Source organism: Streptomyces sp. NPDC090499, assembly GCF_044769305.1.
Lineage (GTDB): Bacteria > Actinomycetota > Actinomycetes > Streptomycetales > Streptomycetaceae > Streptomyces.
This window is the reverse complement of the sequence record NZ_JBIVXP010000003.1, coordinates 270187-292158: the sequence shown is the minus strand read 5'-3', so window position 1 is coordinate 292158 and position 21972 is coordinate 270187. Positions and strand designations below refer to the sequence as shown.

Here is a 21972-nt window from a genome sequence, read left to right as displayed (position 1 = left end):
TCCGGCGACGGGCGCTGCTGAAACGACTCTGCGCGAACAGCGCGCCCACCCCTCCCGGGCCCACGCACCGGCACGCGCGCGTGTCACCCCCGGCGGCCTCCTCACGGGCCTGCTGCGGACCACCCGCCCCAAGCAGTGGGTCAAGAACACCCTCGTCGTCGCCGCCCCGGCCGCGGCAGGACGCCTCTTCTCGGTGCCCGCGCTCGGCCGCCTCGCCCTGACCTTCGCCCTCTTCACGGCCTGCGCCGCCGCCGTCTACCTGATCAACGACGCCCGGGACGCCGAGGCCGACCGCGCCCACCCCGTCAAGTGCCGCCGCCCGGTCGCCGCCGGCCAGGTCCCGGTCCCCGTCGCCTACGCCGTCGGCGGCCTCCTGGCCGTCCTCGCGCCCGTGCTCGCGGCCCGGCTCACCCCGCCGCTCGTCCCCGTCCTGCTGACCGCCTACCTCGGCATGCAACTGGCGTACTGCGTCGCCCTGAAGCACGTCCTGGTCGTCGACCTCGTCGTCGTCACCACCGGCTTCCTGATGCGGGCGATGATCGGCGGGGTCGCCCTCGGCATCCCGCTGTCCCGCTGGTTCCTGATCACCACCGGCTTCGGCGCGCTCTTCATGGTGGCGGCCAAGCGCTACTCCGAGGCCGTGCAGATGGCCGGGAAGGCCGGCGCCACCCGCGCGCTGCTCACCGAGTACACCACCGGCTACCTCCGCTTCGTCTGGCAGCTGGCCGCCGGGGTCGCCGTCCTCGCCTACTGCCTGTGGGCGCTTGAGGGCCGCGACGGGCCCGGCGCCGGCCTGCTGCCCTGGCGCCAGCTGTCCATGGTCGCCTTCATCCTGGCGATCCTCCGGTACGCCGTCTTCGCCGACCGCGGCACCGCCGGCGAACCCGAGGACGTCGTCCTCGGCGACCGCGCCCTCGCCCTGATCGGCCTGGCCTGGCTGGCGATGTACGGCCTCGCGGTGGCCCACTGGTGACGGCGCGGCCCCTGCTGTCCGGGCCGACCCGCGAGCTGACCGGCTTCGCGGCCGTCGGCCTGCTCGCCTACGCCGCCGACCTCGGCCTCTTCAGCTGGCTGCGCGGCCCGGCCGCCCTCGACCCGCTCACCGCCAAGTCCCTGTCCTTCGTGGCGGGCTGCACGGTCGCCTACCTCGGCAACGCCTGTGTCACCTACCGCCACACCCGTGCAACCGGGGCGCGCGCCTACGCCGTCTTCGTCGCCGTGAACCTCGCGGGCGCCCTGGTCCAGCTGCTCTGCCTCGCCGTCAGCCACTACGGACTCGGCCTCACCTCGCAGCGCGCCGACACCGTCTCCGGCGCGGTCGTCGGCATGGCGCTGGCCACGATCCTGCGCTTCTGGGGTACCCGCACATTGGTGTTCCGCGGAGAGGGCAGAGTCGGATCATGGACTGGCTGAGAAAACTCCCCGTCGTCGGCCCCCTCGTGGGCTGGCTGATGACGACGCACGTGTGGCGGTCGTACGAGCGGCTCGACCGGGTGAAGTGGTCCCGGCTGGCCGCCGCCATGACCTTCATCAGCTTCGTCTCGCTCTTCCCGCTGCTGACCGTGGGCGCCGCGATCGGCGCCGCCACGCTGAGCGAGTCGCAGCAGCAGGACCTGCAGAAGAAGATCGCCGACCAGGTGCCCGGCATCTCCGACCAGCTGGACATCCACTCCCTGGTGCAGAACGCCGGCACCGTCGGTCTCATCGCCGGTGCCGTCCTGCTGTTCACCGGGATCAACTGGGTCGGCCAGATGCGGGACTGCCTGCGCGCGGTGTGGCAGCTGCCCGACAAGGACCAGAACCCGATCCTCGCCAAGGCCAAGGACGGCGTGATCCTGGTCGGCTTCGGCGGCGCCGTGCTCGTCACGCTCGCCGTCTCCACGATCGCCTCGGCGGCGGTCGGCTGGACGGGCCGGCAGCTCGGCATCGCCGAACACAGCTGGGGCAGCCTGCTCCTGCGGACGGCCGCGTTCCTCGTCGCCGTGACCGCGGACTTCCTGCTGCTCCTCTACGTCCTCACCCTGCTGCCCGGCGTCGAACCGCCGCGCCGCCGCCTGCTGGTCGCGGCCCTGATCGGCGCGGTCGGCTTCGAACTCCTCAAGCTGCTGCTCAGCGGCTACATCCAGGGCGTCGCCGGGAAGAGCATGTACGGCGCGTTCGGCGTCCCGGTGGCCCTGCTGCTGTGGATCAACTTCACGGCCAGGATCGTCCTGTACTGCGCCGCCTGGACGGCGGAGGAGACCACCGCCGAGTTCAGGGACGAGTCCGCCGGCGCACCAGATCCGGCAGCGGCCAACGGCGGTTGACCAGGAACGCGGCGCCCGCCAGCAGCACCAAGGCGCCGCCCGCGATGCCCAGCGCCACCCCGACCCCGCCGGAGCCGTTCGCGGAGGAGGCGGCCACCGGCTTCGAGCTCGCGCCGTCGCCCTTGCCGACGGCGGTGGCCCGCGGCGAGGCACCGGAGGTCGCGGCCCCCCTGGGCGGCACCAGCTCGCCCACCGGAGTCACCTTGCCGGCCGCCCGGAAGCCCCAGTCGAACAGCTTGGCGGTCTCCTTGTAGACCTCATTGTGCTCCTTCTTCTCCGGGTTCATCACGGTGACCAGCAGCACCCGGCCGTTCCGCTCGGCGACCCCGGTGAAGGTGGCGCCCGCGTTGGTGGTGTTGCCGTTCTTCACCCCCGCGATGCCCTGGTACACCGGGACGTCGGTGTCGCCGCTCAGCAGCCGGTTGGTGTTCTGGATCTCGAAGGACCCGCGGACCGACTTGCCCTTCGCGTTCTTCGTCGTGTCGCCCGGGAAACTGGCCCGCACGGTCGAGCAGTACTCCCGGAAGTCCTTCTTCTGCAGCCCGGAACGCGCGAACAGCGACAGGTCGTACGCCGACGACACCTGCCCCGGCTGGTCGTACCCGTCCGGACTCACCACGTGGGTATCCAGCGCCTGCAGCTCGTCCGCGTGGTCCTGCATGTCGCGGACGGTCTGCTCGACCCCGCCGTTCATCGCCGACAGCACGTGCACGGCGTCGTTGCCGGAGCGCAGGAACACCCCGAGCCAGAGATCGTGGACCGTGTAGCTCTGGCCCTCCTTTATCCCGACCATGCTGGAACCGGCGCCGATGCCCGCGAGGTCGGCCGGCACCACCGTGTGCGGGGTCGACTTCGGGAACCGGGGCAGCACGGTGTCCGCGAACAGCATCTTCAGGGTGCTGGCCGGGGGCAGCCGCCAGTGCGCGTTGTGCGCGGCGAGCACCTCGCCCGACTCGGCGTCGGAGACGATCCAGGACCGCCCCGTGATGTCCTTCGGCAGCACCGGAACCCCGGCGGCCGGGTTCACCTGGGTCCCGGGCTGCCCGAGCCGGGTACCGCCCACCGTCGACATGCCTGCCGGGGGAGTGGCCGACGGAGTCGTGGACGGGGTCGGCGCGGCGAGCGCGGCCGGCGCGGTGGACGACAGGGACAGCAGGGCGGCGGAGGCGACCAGCAGCAAGCGGCTGGCCTTCGGCTTCGGAGCGGGCACGGACGAGAACGTACCTGCCGCGGAGGGCGAAGTCCCGTCACCGACTCCACCCCGGAACCGGAACCGGACAGCGGCCGGAGATACTGAACCCATGAAGCTCAGCCGTCCGGTCTCCTGGTTCCTGCTCGCCTTCGGGGTGTGGAGCTGGTTCATCTGGATCACTTTCGTCAAAAACCTCGTCAAGGACGGCAGCGGTCTCGCCTTCGACAACGGGCATCCCACGGCGTACTTCTGGATCCACCTGACGCTGGCCGTCGTGTCCTTCGTATTGGGGACGGTCATCGGGGTCATCGGGTTGCGCGGAGTCCGCGCACTGCGCCGTACGTCATAGAAAACAGGCCAGGGAGGAGGCACGGCAGGGTGATCATCGTCTTCGGGCTCCTCGCCCTGGCCGTGGTGGCGGCCCTGTACCGGTACCTCTGGCGCCGCCTGGTCCGCGACACGACGACGGGGTGGGGCCGGCCGCGGCGGCTGGGCACGGCCCTGTTCGTCGCCGGCCCGGCGATGATGTTCGCGGCCCTCTTCGCGGAGCTGGGCCACGCCCCGTTCCTGCTCCAGCGGGTGCTTGCCTGGCCGGGCTTCCTGTGGATGGCGCTCTCGCTGTACCTGCTGCTGGCAGTGGTGGCGGGCGAGGTGGCAAGGCCGCTGCTGGGCCGCCTCCTGGAGCGCTCGCCTCGGAAGCACCCCGGTCCGGAGCGCCCCTTCGGGGGCGCGGGGAACCGCGCGACCAGCCACCACGGCGAGCAACTGTCACCACAAACAGAGGCCCCCCTCCGACAACTCACCCGCACCGAAAATCCCGCCCCCGCCCCCGCCTCCGCTCCCACCCGCCGCCTCTTCGTCTCCCGAGTGGTCGGCGGCGCAGCCGCCACCGCCGCCGTCACCACCGTCGGCCTCGGCACCTACGGCGTCCTGCGCGGCCCCGGCGTGAGACGCGTCACCGTCCCCCTCGCCAAACTCCCCCGCGCCGCCCACGGCTACCGCATCGCCGTCGTGAGCGACATCCACCTCGGCCCCGTCCTCGGCCGCGGCTTCGCGCAGCGCGTCGTCGACACGGTCAACGCCACCCAGCCCGACCTGATCGCGGTCGTCGGCGACCTCGTCGACGGCAGCGTGCAGGACCTCGGCCCGGCCGCCGCCCCCCTGGCCCAGCTCTCCGCACGCCACGGCAGCTACTTCGTCACCGGCAACCACGAGTACTTCTCCGGCGCCCCGCAGTGGATCGAGGAGGTCCGGACCCTGGGACTGCGCCCGCTGGAGAACGCCCGTACCGAACTCACCCACTTCGACCTCGCCGGAGTGAACGACCTCGCCGGTGAAAGCACCGGCCAGGGCCCCGACTTCGACCGTGCCCTGGCCGGCCGGGACCCGGCCCGCGCCTGCGTGCTCCTCGCCCACCAGCCCGTCCAGATCCACGAGGCCGTCCGCCACCACGTCGACCTGCAGCTCTCCGGCCACACCCACGGCGGCCAGCTCTGGCCCGGCAACATCGTCGCCGCGGCGGCCAACCCGACCGTCGCCGGTCTGGACCGTTACGGCGACACCCAGTTGTACGTCTCCCGGGGCGCCGGCGCCTGGGGTCCCCCCACCCGGGTTGGCGCCCCCTCCGACATCACGGTCATCGAACTCGCGTCGCGGCAGGCCTGACCCGGACCGACTCGAACCTGCTGTGGAAGAGCTGTGAAATCCGGCGGAAACAAGCCATCGGTAAGTTCTTCCTCATCTAGTCAGATCACTCTTCCCCCACATGAAACACCTGTGATTAGGTGAGCCGCGTCACTTAGGGGAGTGGCACCTGGGGAGGGCCTGGGCAGGGCCTGGAACGGACCCGTGGTGGTCCTGGGGAGGGCACCAACCATGCGATCTGTTCGCATGCGGATTCTCGTGACACTTGTCGTTCTGGCGGTCGTGGGGATCGGCGGCTGGCAGCTGCTGCCGTCGCAGGAGAACAAGAACAAGACGATCACCGTCGGCACGACCGACGCCGTCACCTCGCTCGACCCGGCCGGCGCCTACGACGCCGGGTCCTGGGCGTTGTTCAACAACATCTTCCAGACTCTGCTCACCTTCGAGCCCGGCGGCGTCCAGCCGGTCCCGGACGCGGCGCAGAGCTGCGACTTCACGGACTCCGGTCTCCAGACGTACCGCTGCGTGGTGCGCGACGGGATCACCTTCCCGAGCGGCCGCACGATGACCGCCGAGGACGTGAAGTACTCCTTCGACCGGGTCAAGAAGATCAACTCCGATGTCGGCCCGGCCTCCCTGCTCTCGACGCTCCGCTCGGTGACCACCTCCGGCAAGACCGTCACCTTCCACCTGTCGTCCGCGGACGCCACGTTCCCGTTCAAGCTGGCCACCGGCGCCGGCGCGATCGTCGACAAGGACAAGTACCCGGCGAACAGGCTGCGCACCGACAACTCGGTGGACGGCACCGGCCCGTACACCCTGACCTCGTACACGAAGGGCAAGCAGGCGAACCTGCGGCCCAACGGCGACTACAAGGGCGAGCTGAGCGGCACCGGCCGCCCCGTCGAGCTGCGCTACTACGCCGACTCGGCCAAGCTCGCCGACGCCTACAAGGCCAAGCAGGTCGACGTGGCGACCCGGACGCTGCCGCCCGGCATGGTCTCCAAGCTCTCGCCGAGCGACCCCGACCAGCGCGTCCTGGAGTCGGACAGCTCCGAGACCCGCAACCTGTACCTGAACACCCGCAAGCACTCGCCCCTGCACGACGTGCTGGTCCGCCGCGCCCTCGCCTGGCTGATCGACCGCGAGCAACTGGCCTCGACGGTGTACGACGGCACGGTGCAGCCGCTGTACTCGCTGATCCCGAGCGGCCTCACCGGCCACACCACGTCCTTCTTCGACACCTACCCGACCCAGAGCGTCGCCAAGGCGAAGGCGCTGCTGGCGGAGGCCGGGGTCAGCACGCCCGTCGAGTTCACCTTCGGCTACGGCATCGGCCACGGCGCGGGAGCCGAGGAGGCCGCCGCACTGAAGAAGCAGCTGGAGGCGGGCGGCCTGTTCAAGGTCGACGTCAAGGGTTACGAGTGGACCGACTTCCAGAAGTCGTGGGCCCAGGGGAAGATGGACGCCTGGGCGGTCGGCTGGGTCGCCGACTATCCCGACCCGGACACCTTCGGCGCCTCCCTGGTCGGCAGCGACTCCGTGATGAGCACCGGCTACAGCAACAAGGCCGTCGACGGCCTCCTCCAGGACAGCCAGCGGTACGCCGACCGCAGCCGTGCCGACCAGGACTTCCGGAACGTCCAGACGGACGTGGCGAACGACGTCCCGCTGATCCCGCTGTGGCAGCGCACCGACTACGTCCTCAGCAGCGAGGACGTGGGCGGGGCCCAGTACCTCACGGACAGCACGGGCGTGTTCCGCCTGTGGAGCCTGAACTGGATCTGACGGGCGTGCTCAGACGCAACGTCTTCCGGCTTCCCCGGCACCCGGCGTCCGTCGGCCTGGCCCGGCACCGGGTCCGGGACCACCTGGCCGCGTGGGGCCACGGCCCGGACACCCCGGCGGTCGACGACGCCCTGCTCCTCGTCTCCGAACTGGCCACCAACGTCGTCCGCCACGGCCCGTTGCGGGAGCGGGAGTTCGAGGTGGCGGTGACCGCCCTGGCGGACGGCTCCTGCCTCATCGAGGTCTCGGACGAGGGCCGCGCGGAGCCCCGCCTGCGCATCGTCAGGGAGGACGACGAGACGGGCCGTGGCCTGCACCTGGTGGAGACCGTCGCCGCGGCCTGGGGCGTGTGGAGCAGGGGAGCCCACGGCAAGACCGTCTGGGCGTTGATCTCGGTCGACCCGTAGTCATTGCGGCCGCGGCGCCGTCGTGGTTGCCCGCGCAGTTCCCCGCGCCCCTGGAAGAAGGGCGCTGCAGTGCGCGCCCCTTCAGGGGCGTGGGGCTGTATCCGATGTGCGGCCGCCGCCGCGTGGGCGCGACCGGCCCAACTCAGCTGCACCCGAGACTCAGCACCGCAGCGTCACCGTCACCGCCAGCCCCTCCCCCGGCGAGGTCCGCACGCGCACCTCGCCCCCATGGGCTTCCACCACCCCCTGCACGATCGCCATCCCCAGCCCGCTCCCCTCCGCGCTCCCCACCCGGAAGAACCGGTCGAAGATCCGCGCCGCGTCCTCCTCCGCCAGCCCCGGCCCCTCGTCGGCCACGCACACCCGCACCGCCCCGTCCGCCCGCTCCACCCCCAGCCGTACGGCGGCGTCACAGGGCGTGTGGATGCGGACGTTGGCCATCAGGTTCCCCAGCACCTGCCGCAGCCCCGACTCGTCCGCCCGCACCAGCACCGCCCCGTCGGCCTCCACAGCCACCGGCCGCCCCGGCTGCTGCGCCCGCAGGTCCTCCGCCGCGTCCCGCACCAGCCGGCTCAGGTCGACGTTCCGGAACCTGATCTCCGGCCGCTGGTCGAGCCGGGCGAGCAGCAGCAGCTCGTCCACGAGGCGGCCCATCCGGTCGACTTCGCCGTGCATCCGGTCCCAGGCCCGCCGCCGCTCCCCGGGCTCGCTCAGCATCCCCTTGTCGTAGAGCTGGAGATAGCCGCGGATGGCGGCGAGCGGGGTGCGCAGCTCGTGCGAGGCGTCGGCGACGAACCGGCGCAGCTGGGCCGCGCTGCGCTCGCGGGTCCGGTACGCCGTCTCCACCTGGTGCAGCATGGCGTTGAGGGCCAGCCGCAGCTGCTCGACCTCCTCGGTCGGATGCTGGCTGGAGGGCACACGCCGGGTCAGGTCGCCCTCGGCGATCGCCGACGACGTCTCCACCATGTCCTCCAGTGGCCGCAGCCGTTGCCGCACGCTGTACATGGTCAGGCAGCACAGCAGCGCGAGCAGCAGCGAGCCGACCGTGAAGTCGAGCCGGAGCGCCTTGGCCATGCCCTTGTGCAGCAGCTCGGTCGAGGTGGCCAGCAGGATGTAGGGGCCGTCGGCGAGCCGGGTCGCGGTCACCCGGTAGGTGGCGCCGTGCACGTCGATGTCGCGCGGGTCGGGCGCGGCGGCGAGGGCGTGCGGGTCGGACACGGCGGCGGCGAGGGAGCGCTGGGCCTCGGTCGGCTTCATGTCGAAGAGGGAGATCGCGTCGCCCTTGGGGTCGATGACCGCGAAGATCGAGTCCGGTGTCGGGTCGGACTCGGTGGGGGTGATCCGGTCGCGGATCACGCCGAGCGCGCTCAGCGAGTCGACCTGCCGCAGGGTGAGTCCCGAACTCCCCAGTGACGTCCGCATCTTGAGCAGCTCGGAGTCCACCTGGTCGAGCAGGTACAGCCGCATGCCCATGATGCTCACCACGGCCGCCACCACGATGCCGACGGCGAGCAGCCCGACGTTGGCCAGGGTGAGCTTGCCGCGCAGCGAGTGCAGTCCGTGCCGGTGCCGGCGTTTGCCGAGGTTCATGTCAGGCCGTACCCGACGCCCCGCCGGGTGGTGATCACCGGGGCTCCGAGGGCGTCGAGCTTGCGCCGCAGGTAGCTGATGTAGGTCTCCACGACGGTCGACTCGGACGGTATGTGCTCGTACTGCCAGACGTGCCGGAGCAGTTGCTCCTTCGGCACGATCCGGCCGCCGTTGCGCACCAGGAAGCGCAGCAGCGCGTACTCGGTCGGGGTCAGCTCGACCGTGCGGCCGGCGCGGTGCACCGAGTACGTCGTCTCGTCCAGCTCCAGGTCGCCGTAGCGCAGCGGCGGGCGCTGCTGGATGACGTCCGCCGGGCGGGTGCGGCGCAGCACGGCGCCGATCCGGGCGACGACCTCGTCGATGTTGAACGGCTTGGTGATGTAGTCGTCGCCGTAGCCGAGCGCCCCGACTATCTCGGCGGGCGCGTCCCGTGCCGTCAGGAACACCAGCGCGAGGTCGGGCTGCCGGGCGCGCAGTTCCCGCGCCAGCGCCCGCCCGTCGCCGTCCGGCAGCATCACGTCGAGCAGGGCCGCGTCCGGCCGGGTGCGCTCGGCCAGCGCGAGGGCGTCGCGGACCGTGCCGGCCGTCATCACCTCGAACCGGTGGTAGCGCAGGGCGATGGCGAGGACGTCCGCGATGCTCGGCTCGTCCTCCACGACCAGCACGGTGCTGCCTGGAGCCGTCATGCCCCCAGTATCGGCGCCGCCACCGACAGCCGGGGGCGCGCAGCTTTGGAGTTCCTTGAGAGTCATGCGCGCCCCGTGTCCCGGCGCGCTCCCCGCTGCCGATCCTGTTGCCCAGGACCTGGGGGACCGACCGACCGAAGTGATCTACGACAAGGAGCTGTTGAACGTGACGGCATTGGCACGGTGGTGCTATCGGCACCGGCTGGTGGTCCTGTTGCTGTGGGTGGGGGCACTCGTCGGCGTGGGCTTCTCGGCCTCGTCGGCGGGCACGAACTACGCGAACGTCTTCTCCCTCCCCGACACGGACTCCAAGACCGCGTACGACCTGATGGAGAAGGCCTTCCCGAACACCTCCGGTGACACGGACACGGTGGTGTGGAAGGCCGACAGCGGCTCGGTGACGGACCAGGCGGTCCAGGACCGCGTCCGGCCGGCCCTCGACAAGATCGCGAAGCTGCCCGGCGTGGGCGCGGTCAGCAGCCCCTACGCGGGCGCCCGCGGTTCCGCGCAGATCAGCAAGGACGGCACGATCGCCTACGCCCAGCTGACCTTCACCAAGCGGGCGAACGAGATCCCCAAGGAGCAGGTGCAGAAGGTCCTCGACACCGCCCAGGCCGCCGAACGAGACGGTCTTCAGGTGGAGTTGGGCGGCCAGGCCATCCAGCGCGTCCAGGAGCCGCCGCAGGGCCTCTCCGAGATGGTCGGCATCATCGCCGCGGCCGTCGTGCTGTTCCTCGCCTTCGGCTCGTTCTTCGCGATGACCCTGCCCATCGCGATCGCCGTCTTCGGCGTCGGCATGGGCCTGTTCTCCACCCAGCTGCTCAGCCACACCACCGACATCCCCGACATCGCCCCGCTGCTCGCCTCCCTGATCGGCCTCGGCGTCGGCATCGACTACGCCCTGTTCATCGTCACCCGGCACCGGCGCGGCATCCTGCGCGGCATGGACCCGGAGGAGTCGGCGGTCACCGCCCTCAACACCTCGGGCCGGGCGGTGCTGTTCGCGGGCGGCACGGTCTGCATCGCACTGGCCGGCATGCTGGTCACGCGGCTGGCCTTCCTGCAGGGCGTGGTCATCGCCACGTCCCTCACGGTGGTCCTGAGCGTCCTCGCGGCCACCACCCTCCTGCCCGCCCTGCTCGGCTTCCTCGGCCCGCGCGTCCTCAGCCGCCGCCAGCGCCGCCGGCTGGCCGCGGAGGGCCCCGAACCGGAGAAGGCGAGCGGGCTCGCGGCCCGCTGGTCGGCGAACGTCGAGAAGCGCCCGCGCCGTATCGCCGCACTCGCCGTGGTCGTCATGGCCGTCCTCGCCATCCCGGTCCTCTCGCTCCGCCTCGGCGCCACCGACCAGGGCAACGACGACGCGTCCACGACCACCAGGAAGGCCTACGACCTGCTCGCCGAGGGCTTCGGCCCCGGCTTCAACGGCCCCCTCCAGGTGGTCAGCGTCGGCGGCGACACCGCGAAGCTGGTCCAGGGCCTGCAGTCGACCCCGGGCGTCGACCAGGTCGCCGAGCTGCCCCCGGCGCAGGGCGTCACGGTCATCCAGGTGGTCCCGACCACCTCGCCCCAGTCGAAGGAGACGGACGACCTCATCGACACCCTCCGCGACCAGGTGATCCCGAAGGCGGGCGCCGAGGCCCACGTCGGCGGTGTGACGGCGGTGTCGAAGGACTTCGCCTCCGTCACCGGCGACCGTCTGCCCCTCTTCATCGCGACCATCATCACCCTGGGCTTCCTGCTCCTCCTGGTCGCCTTCCGCTCCCTGGTCGTGCCGCTGACGGCCGCCGTGATGAACCTGATCGCGGCGGCGGCCTCCTTCGGCGTCCTGGTGGCGGTCTTCCAGTGGGGCTGGGGCCTGGACCTGCTGGGCCTCGGCAAGGAGGGCCCGATCAACGCGTTCCTCCCGGTCATCATGCTCTCCCTGCTCTTCGGCCTCTCCATGGACTACCAGGTGTTCCTGGTGAGCCGGATGCACGAGGAGTGGGTGCACACCAAGGACAACGCGCGGGCGGTCCGGGTCGGCCTCGCGGAGACCAGCCGCGTCATCAACTCCGCGGCCCTGATCATGGTCTGCGTCTTCCTGGCCTTCGTCCTCAGCGGCGACTCGGGCGCCGCGATGGCGGGCGTGGGCCTGGCGGCCGCGGTCGCCCTGGACGCCTTCATCCTGCGTACGGCCCTGGTCCCGGCGGCCATGCACCTGCTGGGCAACTCCAACTGGTGGCTGCCGGCCTGGCTCGACAAGCGGCTCCCGCACCTGGCGGTGGAACCCCAGGAGACGCCCGCTCCGGAGCCGGGCGCCGCCCCGGCCGGCCCGGCCACGGCGATCCACGGCTTCGTCCGCACAGCCGACGGCGACCCGGTCGAGGACGCCTCGGTGACCCTGATGTCCAAGGGCGGCCGCCAACTGGACCGCGTGACGTCCCTGGCGGACGGCTCGTACATCGTGTCGGTCCCGGCGCCGGGCGCCTACCTGCTGGCGGTCACGTCCGCGTCGTACGGCTCGAAGGCCCGGCACGTGACCGTGGCGGAGGGGCCGGTGGTGTACGACGTGGAGCTGAGCGGGGACGAGGTGGACGCGGTCAGCTAGCCGCGCCGCCCCCGGTCCTGCCTCCGGGATCCGGCAGCACCCGCGTCATCCCGGGCAGGAAGTCCGTGAACAGCTCGTGCACCTCCAGCACGAGCGGCCGCAGGACCCGGAACCGCGCGAGGGACACGCCCCGCGCGGTCAGCCGGGCCCCCCGCTCGGCCAGCCGGTAGCTCCGCTCCCGTCCCTCGGTCCGGTCGAAGATCCAGTACAGGACCAGCCCCATCTGCGAGAGCCACATCAACTCGGGCAGTACGTCCCGCAGTTCCGGGGCGACCTTCGTCTTCGCCCCGGCCAGCACCTCGCGGTGCACGCTGATCGCCTCCACGCGCGCGTGCTCGCTCTCCGGGGAGAAGGGGCTGAGCGGGCTGTCGGGGTCGGCGGCGTTCTTGAAGAAGTGGACCGCGAACTCGTGGTACGGCCGGGCGATGTCCAGCCACACCTTGAGCACGCCGGCGAGCCGCCTCTCCAGGTCGGTCTCCTTGTCCAGGACCTCGCGGACCGCCACCCGGTGCTCGGCGGCGAGCTGGTCGTAGAAGCCCTGGATCAGGTGCTCCTTGCCGGCGAAGTAGTAGTACGCGTTGCCCACGGAGACCCCGGCCTCCGTGGCGATGGCCCGCATGGTGGTCTTCTCGTAGCCCCGCTCCCGGAACAGCCGCATCGCCGTCTCCAGGATCAGCGCGCGGGTCTGCTCGGACTTGCTCTGGGCAGCGGCCTCGAGGGGACCGTCGTTCTTCGCGGACACGGACAGAGCCTAACGAGTGCCGCAGGCGTCGCCGTCACAGCCCGCGGGGTCGTAGGTCCACCCGAGACCCGGGTCGTACGACCACCCGTCCGCGCGGCGGTAGACCTTCCCGCCCCACTGCGCGCCCCGCCACCGGGCGGCGGCGAGCACCGCGCCCCGCGCCAGCCGGGCCCCGGCCGGTGTGCTGAGCCGGTGCGCGAGCGGCCGCTGCTCCCGCAGCGCCCAGAGCACGACGATCCAGGCGGCGGTGTCCCGGAAGACCTGCCCCGCGTCGCCGACGACGGTGACCTCGTCGAAGGTGGCCGAGTGGTCGAGGTCCGGGAAGCGGGTGCGGGCCTCGGCCGAACCCGCCGGGACCAGCTCCAGCGGCACCAGCTGCGGCTGCCGCACGAGCCAGTCGCGCAGGTGGGTGCAGAGGGTGCACTCGGCGTCGTAGAGGACGGTGAGCCCGCGGACCGGGACGCGCACGGCGCCCCGGTCGTCGGTTCCGGTCACGGCGGTCACGCCCCGGCCGCCGGCGCGGTCCAGCCCTGCGGCGGGACCGGCGGGAGCTGCTCCTTCTCCATGATCCCGCGGCGCCTGATCCGGTTGAGCACGTACACGTTGCCGAGGTGCATCACGCCGAGCACCAGCAGCACCACACCGAGCTTGGCGGACAGCGCCTCGAAGATGCCCCGGGTGTCGTCGATCGTGTCGCTGGTGTGCAGGTAGAGCGCGACGAAGCCGAGGTTGACGAGGTAGAAGCCGACGACCAGAAGGTGGTTGACGGCATCGGCGAGCTGCTCGTTGCCGTGCAGGACGTCGGAGAGGAAGATCCGCCCGTTGCGGCTGAGCGTGCGGGCCACCCAGATGGTCAGCCCGATGCTGACGAGCAGGTAGATGACGTATGCGATGACCGTGCGGTCCATGCCCCACCCCTTCTTGAACGCGTTCAAAACGCTGACAGGGATGACTGTAGACCCAGTTTTGAACACGTTCAACTCGGTTGCGGGGTGACCCCTTTCACCCTCGCCGCGCCAGCTCCGGCCGCTTGCTGTAGTCCGTGAAGCCGAGGATGTTCCCCCAGGGGTCGGCGACCTCGACGGTCCAGCCGGTGGCCACGGAGAACGGCTCGTCGAGCACCGCGACCCCGGCCTCCTTGAGCCGCCTGGCCGCACCCCGCGCGTCCGGCACCTCCAGCCACACCCGCGGCGACGCCCACACCGCAGGCCGGTGCCCGAGACCCTCCTCGGCCCGCAGCAGGATCCCGGGCGTCTCGCCCCCGACCTTCAGCAGCGCGATCCCGCCCTCGTCGAACCGGAACCCCACCGTGAACCCGGCCCGCTCGTAGAAGGCCACGGCATCCGCGAGCCTCCCGACGGGCATCACCACGTTGTCGAACCCGAGCAGTTCGTACGACTCGTCATCTGACATGCGATCAGATTAGGAGCGGAGATGACGGTTGCCGGGCGGGCTGACCGTCGGGTCACTCGTTGGGCCGAGAAGGGGCCGTCACGTCGGTACGCTGAGCCGTCGTCGGTGCCGGGCGAGCGAGGGGGCGGGGATGGCTCCGGGAGCAGAGACCTTCCACGGTGAGGCGCGGGCGGCGTTCGCCGAGGTCGCGCAGCGGCTGGGCCTGGACGGGCCGGGCGGCGGGGAAGGGGACCGGCATCTCGCCGTCGCGGCCTACGCCGGCGCGGGAGTGACCTACAAGGCGGTCCTCGGTCTGTGGCAGGGCGACGTCGAGATCCACGTCTGCCGCAGGACCGCACTGACCGAGTGCAAGGTCGGCATCGAGGGGCTGGCCGTCTCGGCGGGCGTCGTGGACCGCCGAGACCGGGTCTCCTTCGACGCCCGCAGCCTCCGCCGGCTCCGCAGGTCCCTGGCCGGGCAGGTCCGCTACGTCGAACTCGTGCACCCCTTGGTCTCCGGCGACCCGGAAACGGCCCTGGCGCTGATGCGTGCGGCGGGCGCCTGGGAGTGGCGCAGACCGGCCGCGGGGTGACCGGGAACGCCGAAGGCCCCGCTCCCTGCGCGGGAGCGGGGCCTTCGGCGTCGTAGCCGAACCGGGATCAGAAGCGGCGCGTGATCAGCGCGCGCTTGACCTCCTGGATCGCCTTGGTGACCTCGATGCCGCGCGGGCAGGCGTCCGTGCAGTTGAAGGTCGTGCGGCAGCGCCAGACGCCGTCGCGGTCGTTGAGGATCTCCAGGCGCTGCTCGGCCGCCTCGTCACGGCTGTCGAAGATGAAGCGGTGCGCGTTGACGATGGCGGCCGGGCCGAAGTACTGGCCGTCGTTCCAGAAGACCGGGCACGAGGACGTGCAGGCGGCGCAGAGGATGCACTTCGTGGTGTCGTCGAAGCGCTCGCGGTCCTCGGCGGACTGCAGGCGCTCGCGCGTGGGCTCGTTCGTGTCCTTCGTGATGAGGAAGGGCATGACGTCCCGGTACGCCTGGAAGAACGGCTCCATGTCGACGACCAGGTCCTTGAGGACCGTCAGGCCCTTGATGGGCTCGACCGTGATCGGCTTCTCGGGGTTGATGTCCTTGATGAGGGTCTTGCAGGCAAGGCGGTTCTTGCCGTTGATCCGCATCGCGTCCGAGCCGCAGATGCCGTGCGCGCAGGAACGGCGGAAGGTCAGCGTGCCGTCGACGTCCCACTTGATCTTGTGGAGGCCGTCGAGGACGCGCTCCTTCGGGTCGATCTCCAGCTGGAAGTCTTCCCAGACCGCGTCCGCGGAGACCTCCGGGTTGAAGCGGCGGACCCGGAAGGTGACCGTGATGTAGGGGGAGTCGGCGAAACCGGGCTCGGGCCGGCCGGCCGCGTCCGCCTTGTCCAGAACGGGGGTTGCCATCAGTACTTACGCTCCATCGGCTGGTAGCGGGTCTGGACGACCGGCTTGTAATCGAGACGGATGGACTCGGCGCCGTCGTCGCCCACCTCGCGGTACGCCATGGTGTGGCGCATGAAGTTGACGTCGTCGCGGTTGGGGTAGTCCTCGCGGTAGTGACCGCCGCGGGACTCCTTGCGGGCGAGTGCGGAGACCGCCATGACCTCGGCGAGGTCGAGCAGGTTGCCGAGCTCGATGGCCTCGAGGAGGTCCGTGTTGAACCGCTTGCCCTTGTCCTGGATCGAGACGTTCCGGTAGCGCTCGCGCAGCTCCGCGATCTTCTCGACCGCCGTCTTGATCGTCTGCTCGGTGCGGAACACCATGACGTTGGCGTCCATGGTGTCCTGCAGCTCCCGGCGGATCGTGGCGACCCGCTCGTTGCCCGTCGAGGAGCGCAGCCGCTCGATCTGGTCGACGACGAACTCGGCCGGGTTCTCCGGGAGTTCCACGTACTCGTGGCCGTGCGCGTACGCGGCGGCCGCGATGCCCGCCCGGCGGCCGAACACGTTGATGTCCAGGAGCGAGTTGGTGCCGAGGCGGTTGGCGCCGTGCACGGAGACGCAGGCGACCTCGCCGGCCGCGTACAGGCCCGGGACGACGGTGGTGTTGTCCGAGAGGACCTCACCCTCGACGTTGGTCGGGATGCCGCCCATGGCGTAGTGCGCGGTGGGCTGGATCGGGATCGGGTCCGTGTACGGCTCGATGCCCAGGTAGGTGCGCGCGAACTCGGTGATGTCCGGGAGCTTCGCGTCCAGCTGCTCCGGCGGGAGGTGGGTGAGGTCGAGGTAGACGTGGTCGCCCTCGGGACCGCAGCCGCGGCCCTCGCGGATCTCCGTGTAGATGGAGCGCGAGACGACGTCACGGGACGCGAGGTCCTTCATGACCGGCGCGTACTTCTCCATGAAGCGCTCGCCGTCCTTGTTGCGGAGGATGCCGCCCTCACCGCGGGCGCCCTCCGTCAGCAGGATGCCCATCCGCCAGATGCCGGTCGGATGGAACTGGAAGAACTCCATGTCCTCCAGCGGCAGACCGCGGCGGTAGACGGCCGCCTGGCCGTCACCGGTCAGGGTGTGCGCGTTGGACGTCACCCGGAAGAACTTGCCGGTGCCGCCGGAGGCGTAGATGACGGCCTTCGCCTGGAAGATGTGGATCTCGCCGGTGGCCAGCTCGTAGGCGACCACACCGGACGACTTCTTGACGCCGTCGACCTCGGTGATCAGCTGGTCCAGGACGTAGAACTCGTTGAAGAACTCCACGCCCTCCTTGACGCAGTTCTGGTACAGCGTCTGGAGGATCATGTGGCCGGTGCGGTCGGCCGCGTAGCAGGACCGGCGGACCGGCGCCTCGCCGTGGTTGCGGCTGTGACCGCCGAACCGGCGCTGGTCGATGGTGCCGCCCGGCGTCCGGTTGAACGGCAGGCCCATCTTCTCCAGGTCGAGGACGGCGTCGATGGCCTCCTTCGCCAGGATCTCGGCGGCGTCCTGGTCGACCAGGTAGTCACCGCCCTTGACCGTGTCGAAGGTGTGCCACTCCCAGTTGTCCTCCTCCACGTTGGCCAGGGCGGCGGCCATGCCGCCCTGCGCGGCGCCCGTGTGGGAGCGGGTGGGGTAGAGCTTGGTCAGGACCGCGGTGCGGCTGCGCTTCGTCGACTCGATGGCCGCGCGCATGCCGGCGCCGCCGGCGCCCACGATGACGGTGTCGTACTTGTGGATCTTCATGATTCTCGCAGCCCCGTGCCTAGCGGATGTTCGGGTCGAAGGTGAAGATCACCAGCGAGCCCAGCAGGATGGTGAACACCGTGGCCGTGTAGAGCAGGCCCTTCAGCCACAGCCGGGTGTTCGCACGCTCCGCGTAGTCGTTGATGATCGTGCGCAGGCCGTTCGCGCCGTGCAGCATCGCGAGCCACAGCATCAGCAGGTCCCAGACCTGCCAGAAGGGGCTCGCCCAGCGGCCGGCCACGAACGCGAAGCCGATCTTCGACACGCCGCCGTCGAGCACCAGCTGGATCAGCAGGTGGCCGAGGACCAGCACGACCAGCACGACGCCGGACAGGCGCATGAACAGCCAGGCGGCCATCTCGAAGTTGCCGCGGGTGGAGCGCGGGGTCTTCTTGGTGCGCTTGCGCGGGGCCTCGATGAGGGGGGCCGGGTTGTCCACGTTGAAGAGGGGAGCGCCCTCGACGGGGCCGACGCCGGCTGCGGTGGATTCAGTGGTCGACATCTGTGTCAGCTCCCGAACAGGACACGAGCGGCGTGGCCGAGAACGGGGTAAACGGCCCCGGCCATCAGGACGACCCAGACACCGACGACCGTCCAGAGCATCTGCTTCTGGTAGCGCGGGCCCTTCGACCAGAAGTCGACGGCGATCACGCGCAGGCCGTTGAGGGCGTGGAAGAGGATGGCGGCCACCAGGCCGTACTCCAGCAGTGCGACGATCGGCGTCTTGTACGTGGCTACGACCTTGTCGTAGTCCTCGGGGGAGACGCGGACGAGAGCGGTGTCCAGCACGTGAACGAACAGGAAGAAGAAAATGAGGACGCCGGTGACTCGGTGAGCCACCCAGGACCACATTCCTTCCCGGCCGCGGTACAGCGTTCCAGCCGGCACGGAAGTCCCTCCGGGAGCGGGGTATCGGGGCCGCGCCGGCTTGTGGGTGTCGGTCGGGCCCGGCCGGGTACGGTCCACCGGCCCCCAGCATCGTAGCGAGGCGCTGCCGCTGGGCTTACGCCGGGCCTACCGGTGTGATCAAAGTGGCACGCGTATGGGTTAGCCGGTGGGTTGGCCGGGCGGCATCCGGGGTGGTGGGTTCGGCTATTTGCCGGGTGCGGGTGCGTTTGGGCTGGTCGCGCAGTTCCCCGCGCCCCTGAGGAGTTGCAGCAGACGTCCCCGTGCAAGGCGCCGGAGCTCCTCGGCCGTCACGATCCGTTCCTCCTCCGGATCGTTTGTCAAACGTGACCGGATGCCTTCCAGGACGCGGTCCAGGGATTCGGCGGGCGGCGTGTCGCCCAGGTAGATGACGAAGACGTGGCCGAACTTGGCCTCGTAGGCCGCGTGGGCCGCCGTCAGGGCCGTGTGGGCCGCCGAGTACGTGTCCTCCGGCAGCTCCGGGAGGCACTCGCCCGCCAGGGCCTCCGAGAGGTCCCCCGGGGACAGGTCGTACGCCGCCTCGTCCGCCGCGGCCAGGAGGGACTCCACGTCGGGGTAGGGGCGGTGGTCGGCGATGCGGCGGCACCACCGCCGGCTGTGCAGGCAGTGCAGGAGCAGCCCGCCGGCCTCGTCGTCGGAGGCGGCGTTGAAGGCGTCCAGCGGGGTGGGGAGATGGGGCAGGCGGTGGGCGGGCAGCGTGGGTCCTCGCGTCACATGCGGTGTGGCAGGGGTGGCAGCGGATGCTGTGAGATATGTGTCGTCGACGTTATCGAGGACGTCCACGGTGTGTCCGTTGGTTGCCTGAATTTCACCCGAACGGGAGAGTTTCAGATTGCGTCGATGACGGCCCTGCGGTGGGTGCGTCGTAAGTTGTAGCCGTGAGCCAGCACAGGCGCAGGCCGTCGACACGGCAGGGCGCGCGGAGGCGGGCGGTGGTGGTCGCCGCCGCCTTCGCGGGGACCGTCGCGCTCGGTACCGGCATCGGGGTGTGGGCCTCCTCGGGCGGCGACGGCGGGAGTACCGCCGGAGCGTCCCGGCAGCCCTCCGGCAGCGACCGGGCGGCCTCGTCCGGGGCGCGCTCCGGGGCGGCCACCCCCACCCCCACCCGCAGCTACCCCCTCTCCCAGGCCCCCCGCACCATCCCCGCCGTCCGCTCCCACACCGCCGCCCGCGGCCCCGGCTGGCGCCCGCAGCGGGGCGGCCGGGTCGTGGTGAGCGACCCGGCCCTGGCCGACGAGGGGCGGCTGACCGCGGGCGAACTGGGGCTGTCGTACGCCGGGCAGAAGGGCGCGGACGACGACGTCCGGCCGGGCGACCTGCGGCTCGACCTCGGCGGCAGCGGGGACCCGGAGTCGTACACCATGACCGTGCGCGGCGGGTCGGTGCGGATCAGCGGGCCCGCGGACGCCGGCGTCTTCTACGGCACCCGGACCCTCAAGCAGGAGGTGCACGGCGGCGGTACGGCCCCGGAGGGCGTCGTCCGGGACCAGCCGGCCAAGCCGCAGCGCGGGTTCATGCTGGACATCGCGCGCAAGCCGTTCACCGCCGACTGGATAGAGTCGCGGATACGAGAACTGGGCGACCTGAAGTTCAACGAGCTCGGGCTGCACTTCTCCGACGACCAGGGCTTCCGCATCGAGTCCGACACCCACCCCGAGATCGTCTCCCGGGACCACCTGACCAAGGCCCAGGTGAAGGAGATCGTCGCGCTCGCCGCCTCCCGGCACATCCAGGTCGTACCGGAGATCGACTCGCCCGGACACCTCGGCGCCGTCCTCGCCGCCCACCCCGAGCTGCAGCTGCGCAACGCGCAGGGCGTCGCCACCAGGGGTGCCGTCGACATCTCCAAGGACGCCTCGGCGAAGCTCGTCGACGACCTGCTCGACGAGTACGCCGACCTGTTCCCCGGCTCCGACTGGAACCTCGGCGGCGACGAGTACCAGGCCCTGACCGTCGCGAACCCGCAGGCCTCCTACCCGCAGCTCGCGGCCGCCGCCCAGCAGGAGTACGGCGACGGGGCCACCGTCGCCGACCTCACCACCGGCTGGCTGAACGCCCGCGCCGACACCGTCCGCGCCCACGAACGCACCCTGCGGGCCTGGAACGACGGCTTCCTCCGGGGCACCTCCGTACAGCCCGCCGACGACCTCCAGGTCGCCTACTGGACCGGCAAGGAGAACGGCGCCCGGCAGCCCGTGGAGTACCTGAGGGCGGGCCGCAAGGTCCTCAACTACAACGACGAGTACCTGTACTACGTCCTCGGGCAGCCCAACACCTTCGTCTACCCGACCGGGCAGCGCATCTACGAGCAGTGGATCCCGCGCATGCTGCGCGGCACCTCGGCGGTGGCCGCGCGGTACGAACCCCAGGTCCTCGGCGGCTCCTTCGCGGTCTGGTGCGACCTCGCCAACTCGCAGACCCAGGACCAGGTGGCGGCCGGCATCCGGCTGCCGCTGCGGGCGACCGTCCAGAAACTCTGGGACCCGGGCACCCCCGCGATGTCCTGGACGGACTTCAGGGCCCTGGCGGACAGACTGGGCTGACCCGCACGGGACGTGGCGATCGCGGTCATACGGGTGGACGTACGGCGGTGACGGGCCGTATGTTCCGCATTCCGCGCGGGCCAGGGGAGGGTGCCGTGCCCGACCGCGTCCCGGGGGACCCTTCATGATCTGCGCCCGCTGTCACCACTTCGCCGCCGCGCCCGGCGCCACCCTGTGCCACCGCTGCCTGGGCGACTCACCCGAGCCGGCCCCGGCCTTCGGCAGCACGCCCGGGTTGTGGCTGCGCTCGCCGGTGGGCCTCGGCTGGGCCGCGGCCGTACTGCTCGGGGCGGTCGTCGCCGCCGACCTGTTCGCCGTCTGGGCGGACTTCCTGCAGTACGACGCCACCGGCGCGCTGGCCGACGGCGAGACCGGCGCCGCCGCGTTCCGCCGGGCCGACCGCGCCGACGAACTGCTGGGTGTCGCCGCCGGGGCCCAGGCCGTCTCGCTGGTCGCCTGCGTGATCGTCTACCTGTGCTGGTTCCAGCGGGTGCGGGCCAACGCCCAGGTCTTCGACCCGCTCGGGCACCGCAAGTCGCCGGGCTGGGCGATCGGCGGCTGGTTCGTGCCGGTCGTGAACCTCTGGTACCCGCGCCGGATCACCCTCGACATCTGGGACGCCAGCAGCCCCTGGGGCACGACCCGTTCGCACACCCTGGTCAACACCTGGTGGGCGCTGTGGCTGGCCTCCCTGTTCGCCGACCGCGCCGCGACGACCGGCTACGGCGACGAGGCCGAGGGCGCCGCCCAGGTCCGTGACGGCGCCCTGCAGATGATCCTCTCGGACTCCCTCGACATCGCCGCCGCCGTCCTCGCCATCCTCCTCGTGCTCCGGCTGACCCGCATGCAGCACGAGAAGGCGATGGCCGGCACCGCTCCGGCCGGGCTCTGAGCCACGGCCGCGCGACCGCATCGCGGCGTACCCCGCCGTTGGCCGAAAAGCCTTTCTTCGGACTCCTCCGCATCCTGGGTGCA

Annotated in this window: 23 protein-coding genes; 11 read left to right on the top strand and 12 right to left on the bottom strand. The window is 71.2% G+C overall.

Going from position 1 to position 21972, the window contains the following annotated elements; genetic code table 11:
• Window positions 1-28: 28 nt before the first annotated feature.
• The 3 genes from ACIQVL_RS13320 to ACIQVL_RS13310 are packed head-to-tail and all read left to right on the top strand — an operon-like array spanning window position 29 to window position 2306.
• Window positions 29-973 carry a decaprenyl-phosphate phosphoribosyltransferase gene (locus ACIQVL_RS13320; protein WP_403475538.1) on the top strand — a complete coding sequence of 315 codons (945 nt, stop codon included), beginning with the start codon at window positions 29-31 and terminating at the stop codon, window positions 971-973.
• Window positions 967-1413, top strand: coding sequence for a GtrA family protein (locus ACIQVL_RS13315; RefSeq protein WP_403475537.1), 447 nt, complete (start codon window positions 967-969; stop codon window positions 1411-1413). Before ACIQVL_RS13320 ends, ACIQVL_RS13315 begins: the two co-directional genes overlap by 7 nt.
• Window positions 1401-2306 (top strand): YihY/virulence factor BrkB family protein, encoded by a 906-nt coding sequence (locus ACIQVL_RS13310; RefSeq protein ID WP_403438296.1) that lies wholly within the window; start codon window positions 1401-1403, stop codon window positions 2304-2306. The genes ACIQVL_RS13315 and ACIQVL_RS13310 overlap by 13 nt, the downstream gene beginning before the upstream one ends.
• On the opposite strand, the gene ACIQVL_RS13305 is transcribed toward ACIQVL_RS13310, so the two are convergent.
• Window positions 2254-3516, bottom strand: coding sequence for a D-alanyl-D-alanine carboxypeptidase family protein (locus tag ACIQVL_RS13305; RefSeq protein WP_403438293.1), 1263 nt, complete (start codon window positions 3514-3516; stop codon window positions 2254-2256). The genes ACIQVL_RS13310 and ACIQVL_RS13305 overlap by 53 nt on opposite strands.
• 91 nt (window positions 3517-3607) lie before the next feature.
• On the opposite strand from ACIQVL_RS13305, the gene ACIQVL_RS13300 reads away from it, so the two are divergent.
• From ACIQVL_RS13300 to ACIQVL_RS13285, 4 genes are all read left to right on the top strand, one after another.
• Window positions 3608-3847 carry an SCO4848 family membrane protein gene (locus ACIQVL_RS13300; RefSeq protein WP_093508084.1) on the top strand — a complete coding sequence of 80 codons (240 nt, stop codon included), beginning with the start codon at window positions 3608-3610 and terminating at the stop codon, window positions 3845-3847.
• A gap of 29 nt (window positions 3848-3876) precedes the next feature.
• Window positions 3877-5163 (top strand): metallophosphoesterase, encoded by a 1287-nt coding sequence (locus ACIQVL_RS13295; protein ID WP_403475354.1) that lies wholly within the window; start codon window positions 3877-3879, stop codon window positions 5161-5163.
• Window positions 5164-5373: 210 nt separating this feature from the next.
• Window positions 5374-6930, top strand: a complete 1557-nt coding sequence (locus ACIQVL_RS13290; RefSeq protein WP_403475353.1) for an ABC transporter substrate-binding protein — start codon at window positions 5374-5376, stop codon at window positions 6928-6930.
• 5 nt (window positions 6931-6935) lie between these two features.
• Entirely contained in the window at window positions 6936-7337 is a 402-nt protein-coding gene (locus ACIQVL_RS13285) for an ATP-binding protein (protein ID WP_403438283.1), read from the top strand.
• A gap of 159 nt (window positions 7338-7496) precedes the next feature.
• Here ACIQVL_RS13285 and ACIQVL_RS13280 read toward each other — a convergent pair whose 3' ends face one another.
• On the bottom strand, window positions 7497-8927 hold the full coding sequence (locus ACIQVL_RS13280; protein ID WP_403438280.1) for a sensor histidine kinase: 1431 nt from the start codon (window positions 8925-8927) through the stop codon (window positions 7497-7499).
• Window positions 8924-9613, bottom strand: a complete 690-nt coding sequence (locus ACIQVL_RS13275) for a response regulator transcription factor (RefSeq protein WP_403438277.1) — start codon at window positions 9611-9613, stop codon at window positions 8924-8926. The genes ACIQVL_RS13280 and ACIQVL_RS13275 overlap by 4 nt, the downstream gene beginning before the upstream one ends.
• Before the next feature lie 175 nt (window positions 9614-9788).
• Between ACIQVL_RS13275 and ACIQVL_RS13270 the strand changes: the two genes are divergently transcribed.
• The gene (locus tag ACIQVL_RS13270; RefSeq protein WP_403475536.1) at window positions 9789-12200 is read left to right on the top strand and encodes an MMPL family transporter; all 2412 of its coding nucleotides are present in this window, start codon (window positions 9789-9791) and stop codon (window positions 12198-12200) included.
• On the opposite strand, the gene ACIQVL_RS13265 is transcribed toward ACIQVL_RS13270, so the two are convergent.
• The 4 genes from ACIQVL_RS13265 to ACIQVL_RS13250 form a co-directional block, all read right to left on the bottom strand.
• Window positions 12193-12942 carry a TetR/AcrR family transcriptional regulator gene (locus tag ACIQVL_RS13265; protein ID WP_403438274.1) on the bottom strand — a complete coding sequence of 250 codons (750 nt, stop codon included), beginning with the start codon at window positions 12940-12942 and terminating at the stop codon, window positions 12193-12195. The two genes, ACIQVL_RS13270 and ACIQVL_RS13265, sit on opposite strands and share 8 nt — an antisense overlap.
• A 9-nt stretch (window positions 12943-12951) precedes the next feature.
• Entirely contained in the window at window positions 12952-13437 is a 486-nt protein-coding gene (locus tag ACIQVL_RS13260) for a thiol-disulfide oxidoreductase DCC family protein (protein WP_403438272.1), read from the bottom strand.
• Window positions 13438-13442: 5 nt separating this feature from the next.
• On the bottom strand, window positions 13443-13850 hold the full coding sequence (locus ACIQVL_RS13255) for a hypothetical protein (protein WP_403438269.1): 408 nt from the start codon (window positions 13848-13850) through the stop codon (window positions 13443-13445).
• A 94-nt stretch (window positions 13851-13944) separates the two neighbouring features.
• Window positions 13945-14355 carry a VOC family protein gene (locus ACIQVL_RS13250; protein WP_403438266.1) on the bottom strand — a complete coding sequence of 137 codons (411 nt, stop codon included), beginning with the start codon at window positions 14353-14355 and terminating at the stop codon, window positions 13945-13947.
• A 130-nt stretch (window positions 14356-14485) separates the two neighbouring features.
• Between ACIQVL_RS13250 and ACIQVL_RS13245 the strand changes: the two genes are divergently transcribed.
• A complete protein-coding gene (locus tag ACIQVL_RS13245) occupies window positions 14486-14926 on the top strand; it encodes a hypothetical protein (protein WP_403475352.1) in 441 nt (146 codons plus the stop codon).
• A 67-nt stretch (window positions 14927-14993) separates the two neighbouring features.
• Here the strand turns inward: ACIQVL_RS13245 and ACIQVL_RS13240 are convergent, their stop codons facing one another.
• From ACIQVL_RS13240 to ACIQVL_RS13220, 5 genes are all read right to left on the bottom strand, one after another.
• The gene (locus ACIQVL_RS13240) at window positions 14994-15773 is read right to left on the bottom strand and encodes a succinate dehydrogenase iron-sulfur subunit (protein ID WP_403438261.1); all 780 of its coding nucleotides are present in this window, start codon (window positions 15771-15773) and stop codon (window positions 14994-14996) included.
• Window positions 15773-17527, bottom strand: coding sequence for a succinate dehydrogenase flavoprotein subunit (sdhA, locus tag ACIQVL_RS13235; protein ID WP_403475351.1), 1755 nt, complete (start codon window positions 17525-17527; stop codon window positions 15773-15775). The genes ACIQVL_RS13240 and sdhA overlap by 1 nt, the downstream gene beginning before the upstream one ends.
• 19 nt (window positions 17528-17546) lie before the next feature.
• On the bottom strand, window positions 17547-18029 hold the full coding sequence (locus ACIQVL_RS13230) for a succinate dehydrogenase hydrophobic membrane anchor subunit (protein WP_403438254.1): 483 nt from the start codon (window positions 18027-18029) through the stop codon (window positions 17547-17549).
• 5 nt (window positions 18030-18034) lie between these two features.
• Window positions 18035-18415, bottom strand: a complete 381-nt coding sequence (gene sdhC, locus ACIQVL_RS13225; protein WP_071659649.1) for a succinate dehydrogenase, cytochrome b556 subunit — start codon at window positions 18413-18415, stop codon at window positions 18035-18037.
• 204 nt (window positions 18416-18619) lie between these two features.
• Entirely contained in the window at window positions 18620-19168 is a 549-nt protein-coding gene (locus ACIQVL_RS13220; RefSeq protein WP_403438251.1) for a 2-oxo-4-hydroxy-4-carboxy-5-ureidoimidazoline decarboxylase, read from the bottom strand.
• Window positions 19169-19332: 164 nt separating this feature from the next.
• Here ACIQVL_RS13220 and ACIQVL_RS13215 point away from each other — a divergent pair, with 164 nt between their 5' ends.
• Both ACIQVL_RS13215 and ACIQVL_RS13210 read left to right on the top strand, forming a co-directional pair.
• Entirely contained in the window at window positions 19333-20997 is a 1665-nt protein-coding gene (locus ACIQVL_RS13215; protein ID WP_403475350.1) for a family 20 glycosylhydrolase, read from the top strand.
• A gap of 124 nt (window positions 20998-21121) precedes the next feature.
• A complete protein-coding gene (locus ACIQVL_RS13210) occupies window positions 21122-21889 on the top strand; it encodes a DUF4328 domain-containing protein (protein WP_403475349.1) in 768 nt (255 codons plus the stop codon).
• Window positions 21890-21972: the final 83 nt, after the last annotated feature.

What these genes read in the sequence shown, in the direction of transcription:
- ACIQVL_RS13280 (WP_403438280.1), bottom strand. Translation starts at nt 8,927, where the DNA reads ATGAACCTCGGCAAACGCCGGCACCGGCACGGACTGCACTCGCTGCGC.
- sdhA (WP_403475351.1), bottom strand. Translation starts at nt 17,527, where the DNA reads ATGAAGATCCACAAGTACGACACCGTCATCGTGGGCGCCGGCGGCGCC.
- ACIQVL_RS13230 (WP_403438254.1), bottom strand. Translation starts at nt 18,029, where the DNA reads ATGTCGACCACTGAATCCACCGCAGCCGGCGTCGGCCCCGTCGAGGGC.
- ACIQVL_RS13250 (WP_403438266.1), bottom strand. Translation starts at nt 14,355, where the DNA reads ATGTCAGATGACGAGTCGTACGAACTGCTCGGGTTCGACAACGTGGTG.
- ACIQVL_RS13300 (WP_093508084.1), top strand. Translation starts at nt 3,608, where the DNA reads ATGAAGCTCAGCCGTCCGGTCTCCTGGTTCCTGCTCGCCTTCGGGGTG.
- ACIQVL_RS13275 (WP_403438277.1), bottom strand. Translation starts at nt 9,613, where the DNA reads ATGACGGCTCCAGGCAGCACCGTGCTGGTCGTGGAGGACGAGCCGAGC.
- ACIQVL_RS13255 (WP_403438269.1), bottom strand. Translation starts at nt 13,850, where the DNA reads ATGGACCGCACGGTCATCGCATACGTCATCTACCTGCTCGTCAGCATC.
- ACIQVL_RS13210 (WP_403475349.1), top strand. Translation starts at nt 21,122, where the DNA reads ATGATCTGCGCCCGCTGTCACCACTTCGCCGCCGCGCCCGGCGCCACC.
- ACIQVL_RS13290 (WP_403475353.1), top strand. Translation starts at nt 5,374, where the DNA reads ATGCGATCTGTTCGCATGCGGATTCTCGTGACACTTGTCGTTCTGGCG.
- ACIQVL_RS13310 (WP_403438296.1), top strand. Translation starts at nt 1,401, where the DNA reads ATGGACTGGCTGAGAAAACTCCCCGTCGTCGGCCCCCTCGTGGGCTGG.
- ACIQVL_RS13245 (WP_403475352.1), top strand. Translation starts at nt 14,486, where the DNA reads ATGGCTCCGGGAGCAGAGACCTTCCACGGTGAGGCGCGGGCGGCGTTC.
- ACIQVL_RS13240 (WP_403438261.1), bottom strand. Translation starts at nt 15,773, where the DNA reads ATGGCAACCCCCGTTCTGGACAAGGCGGACGCGGCCGGCCGGCCCGAG.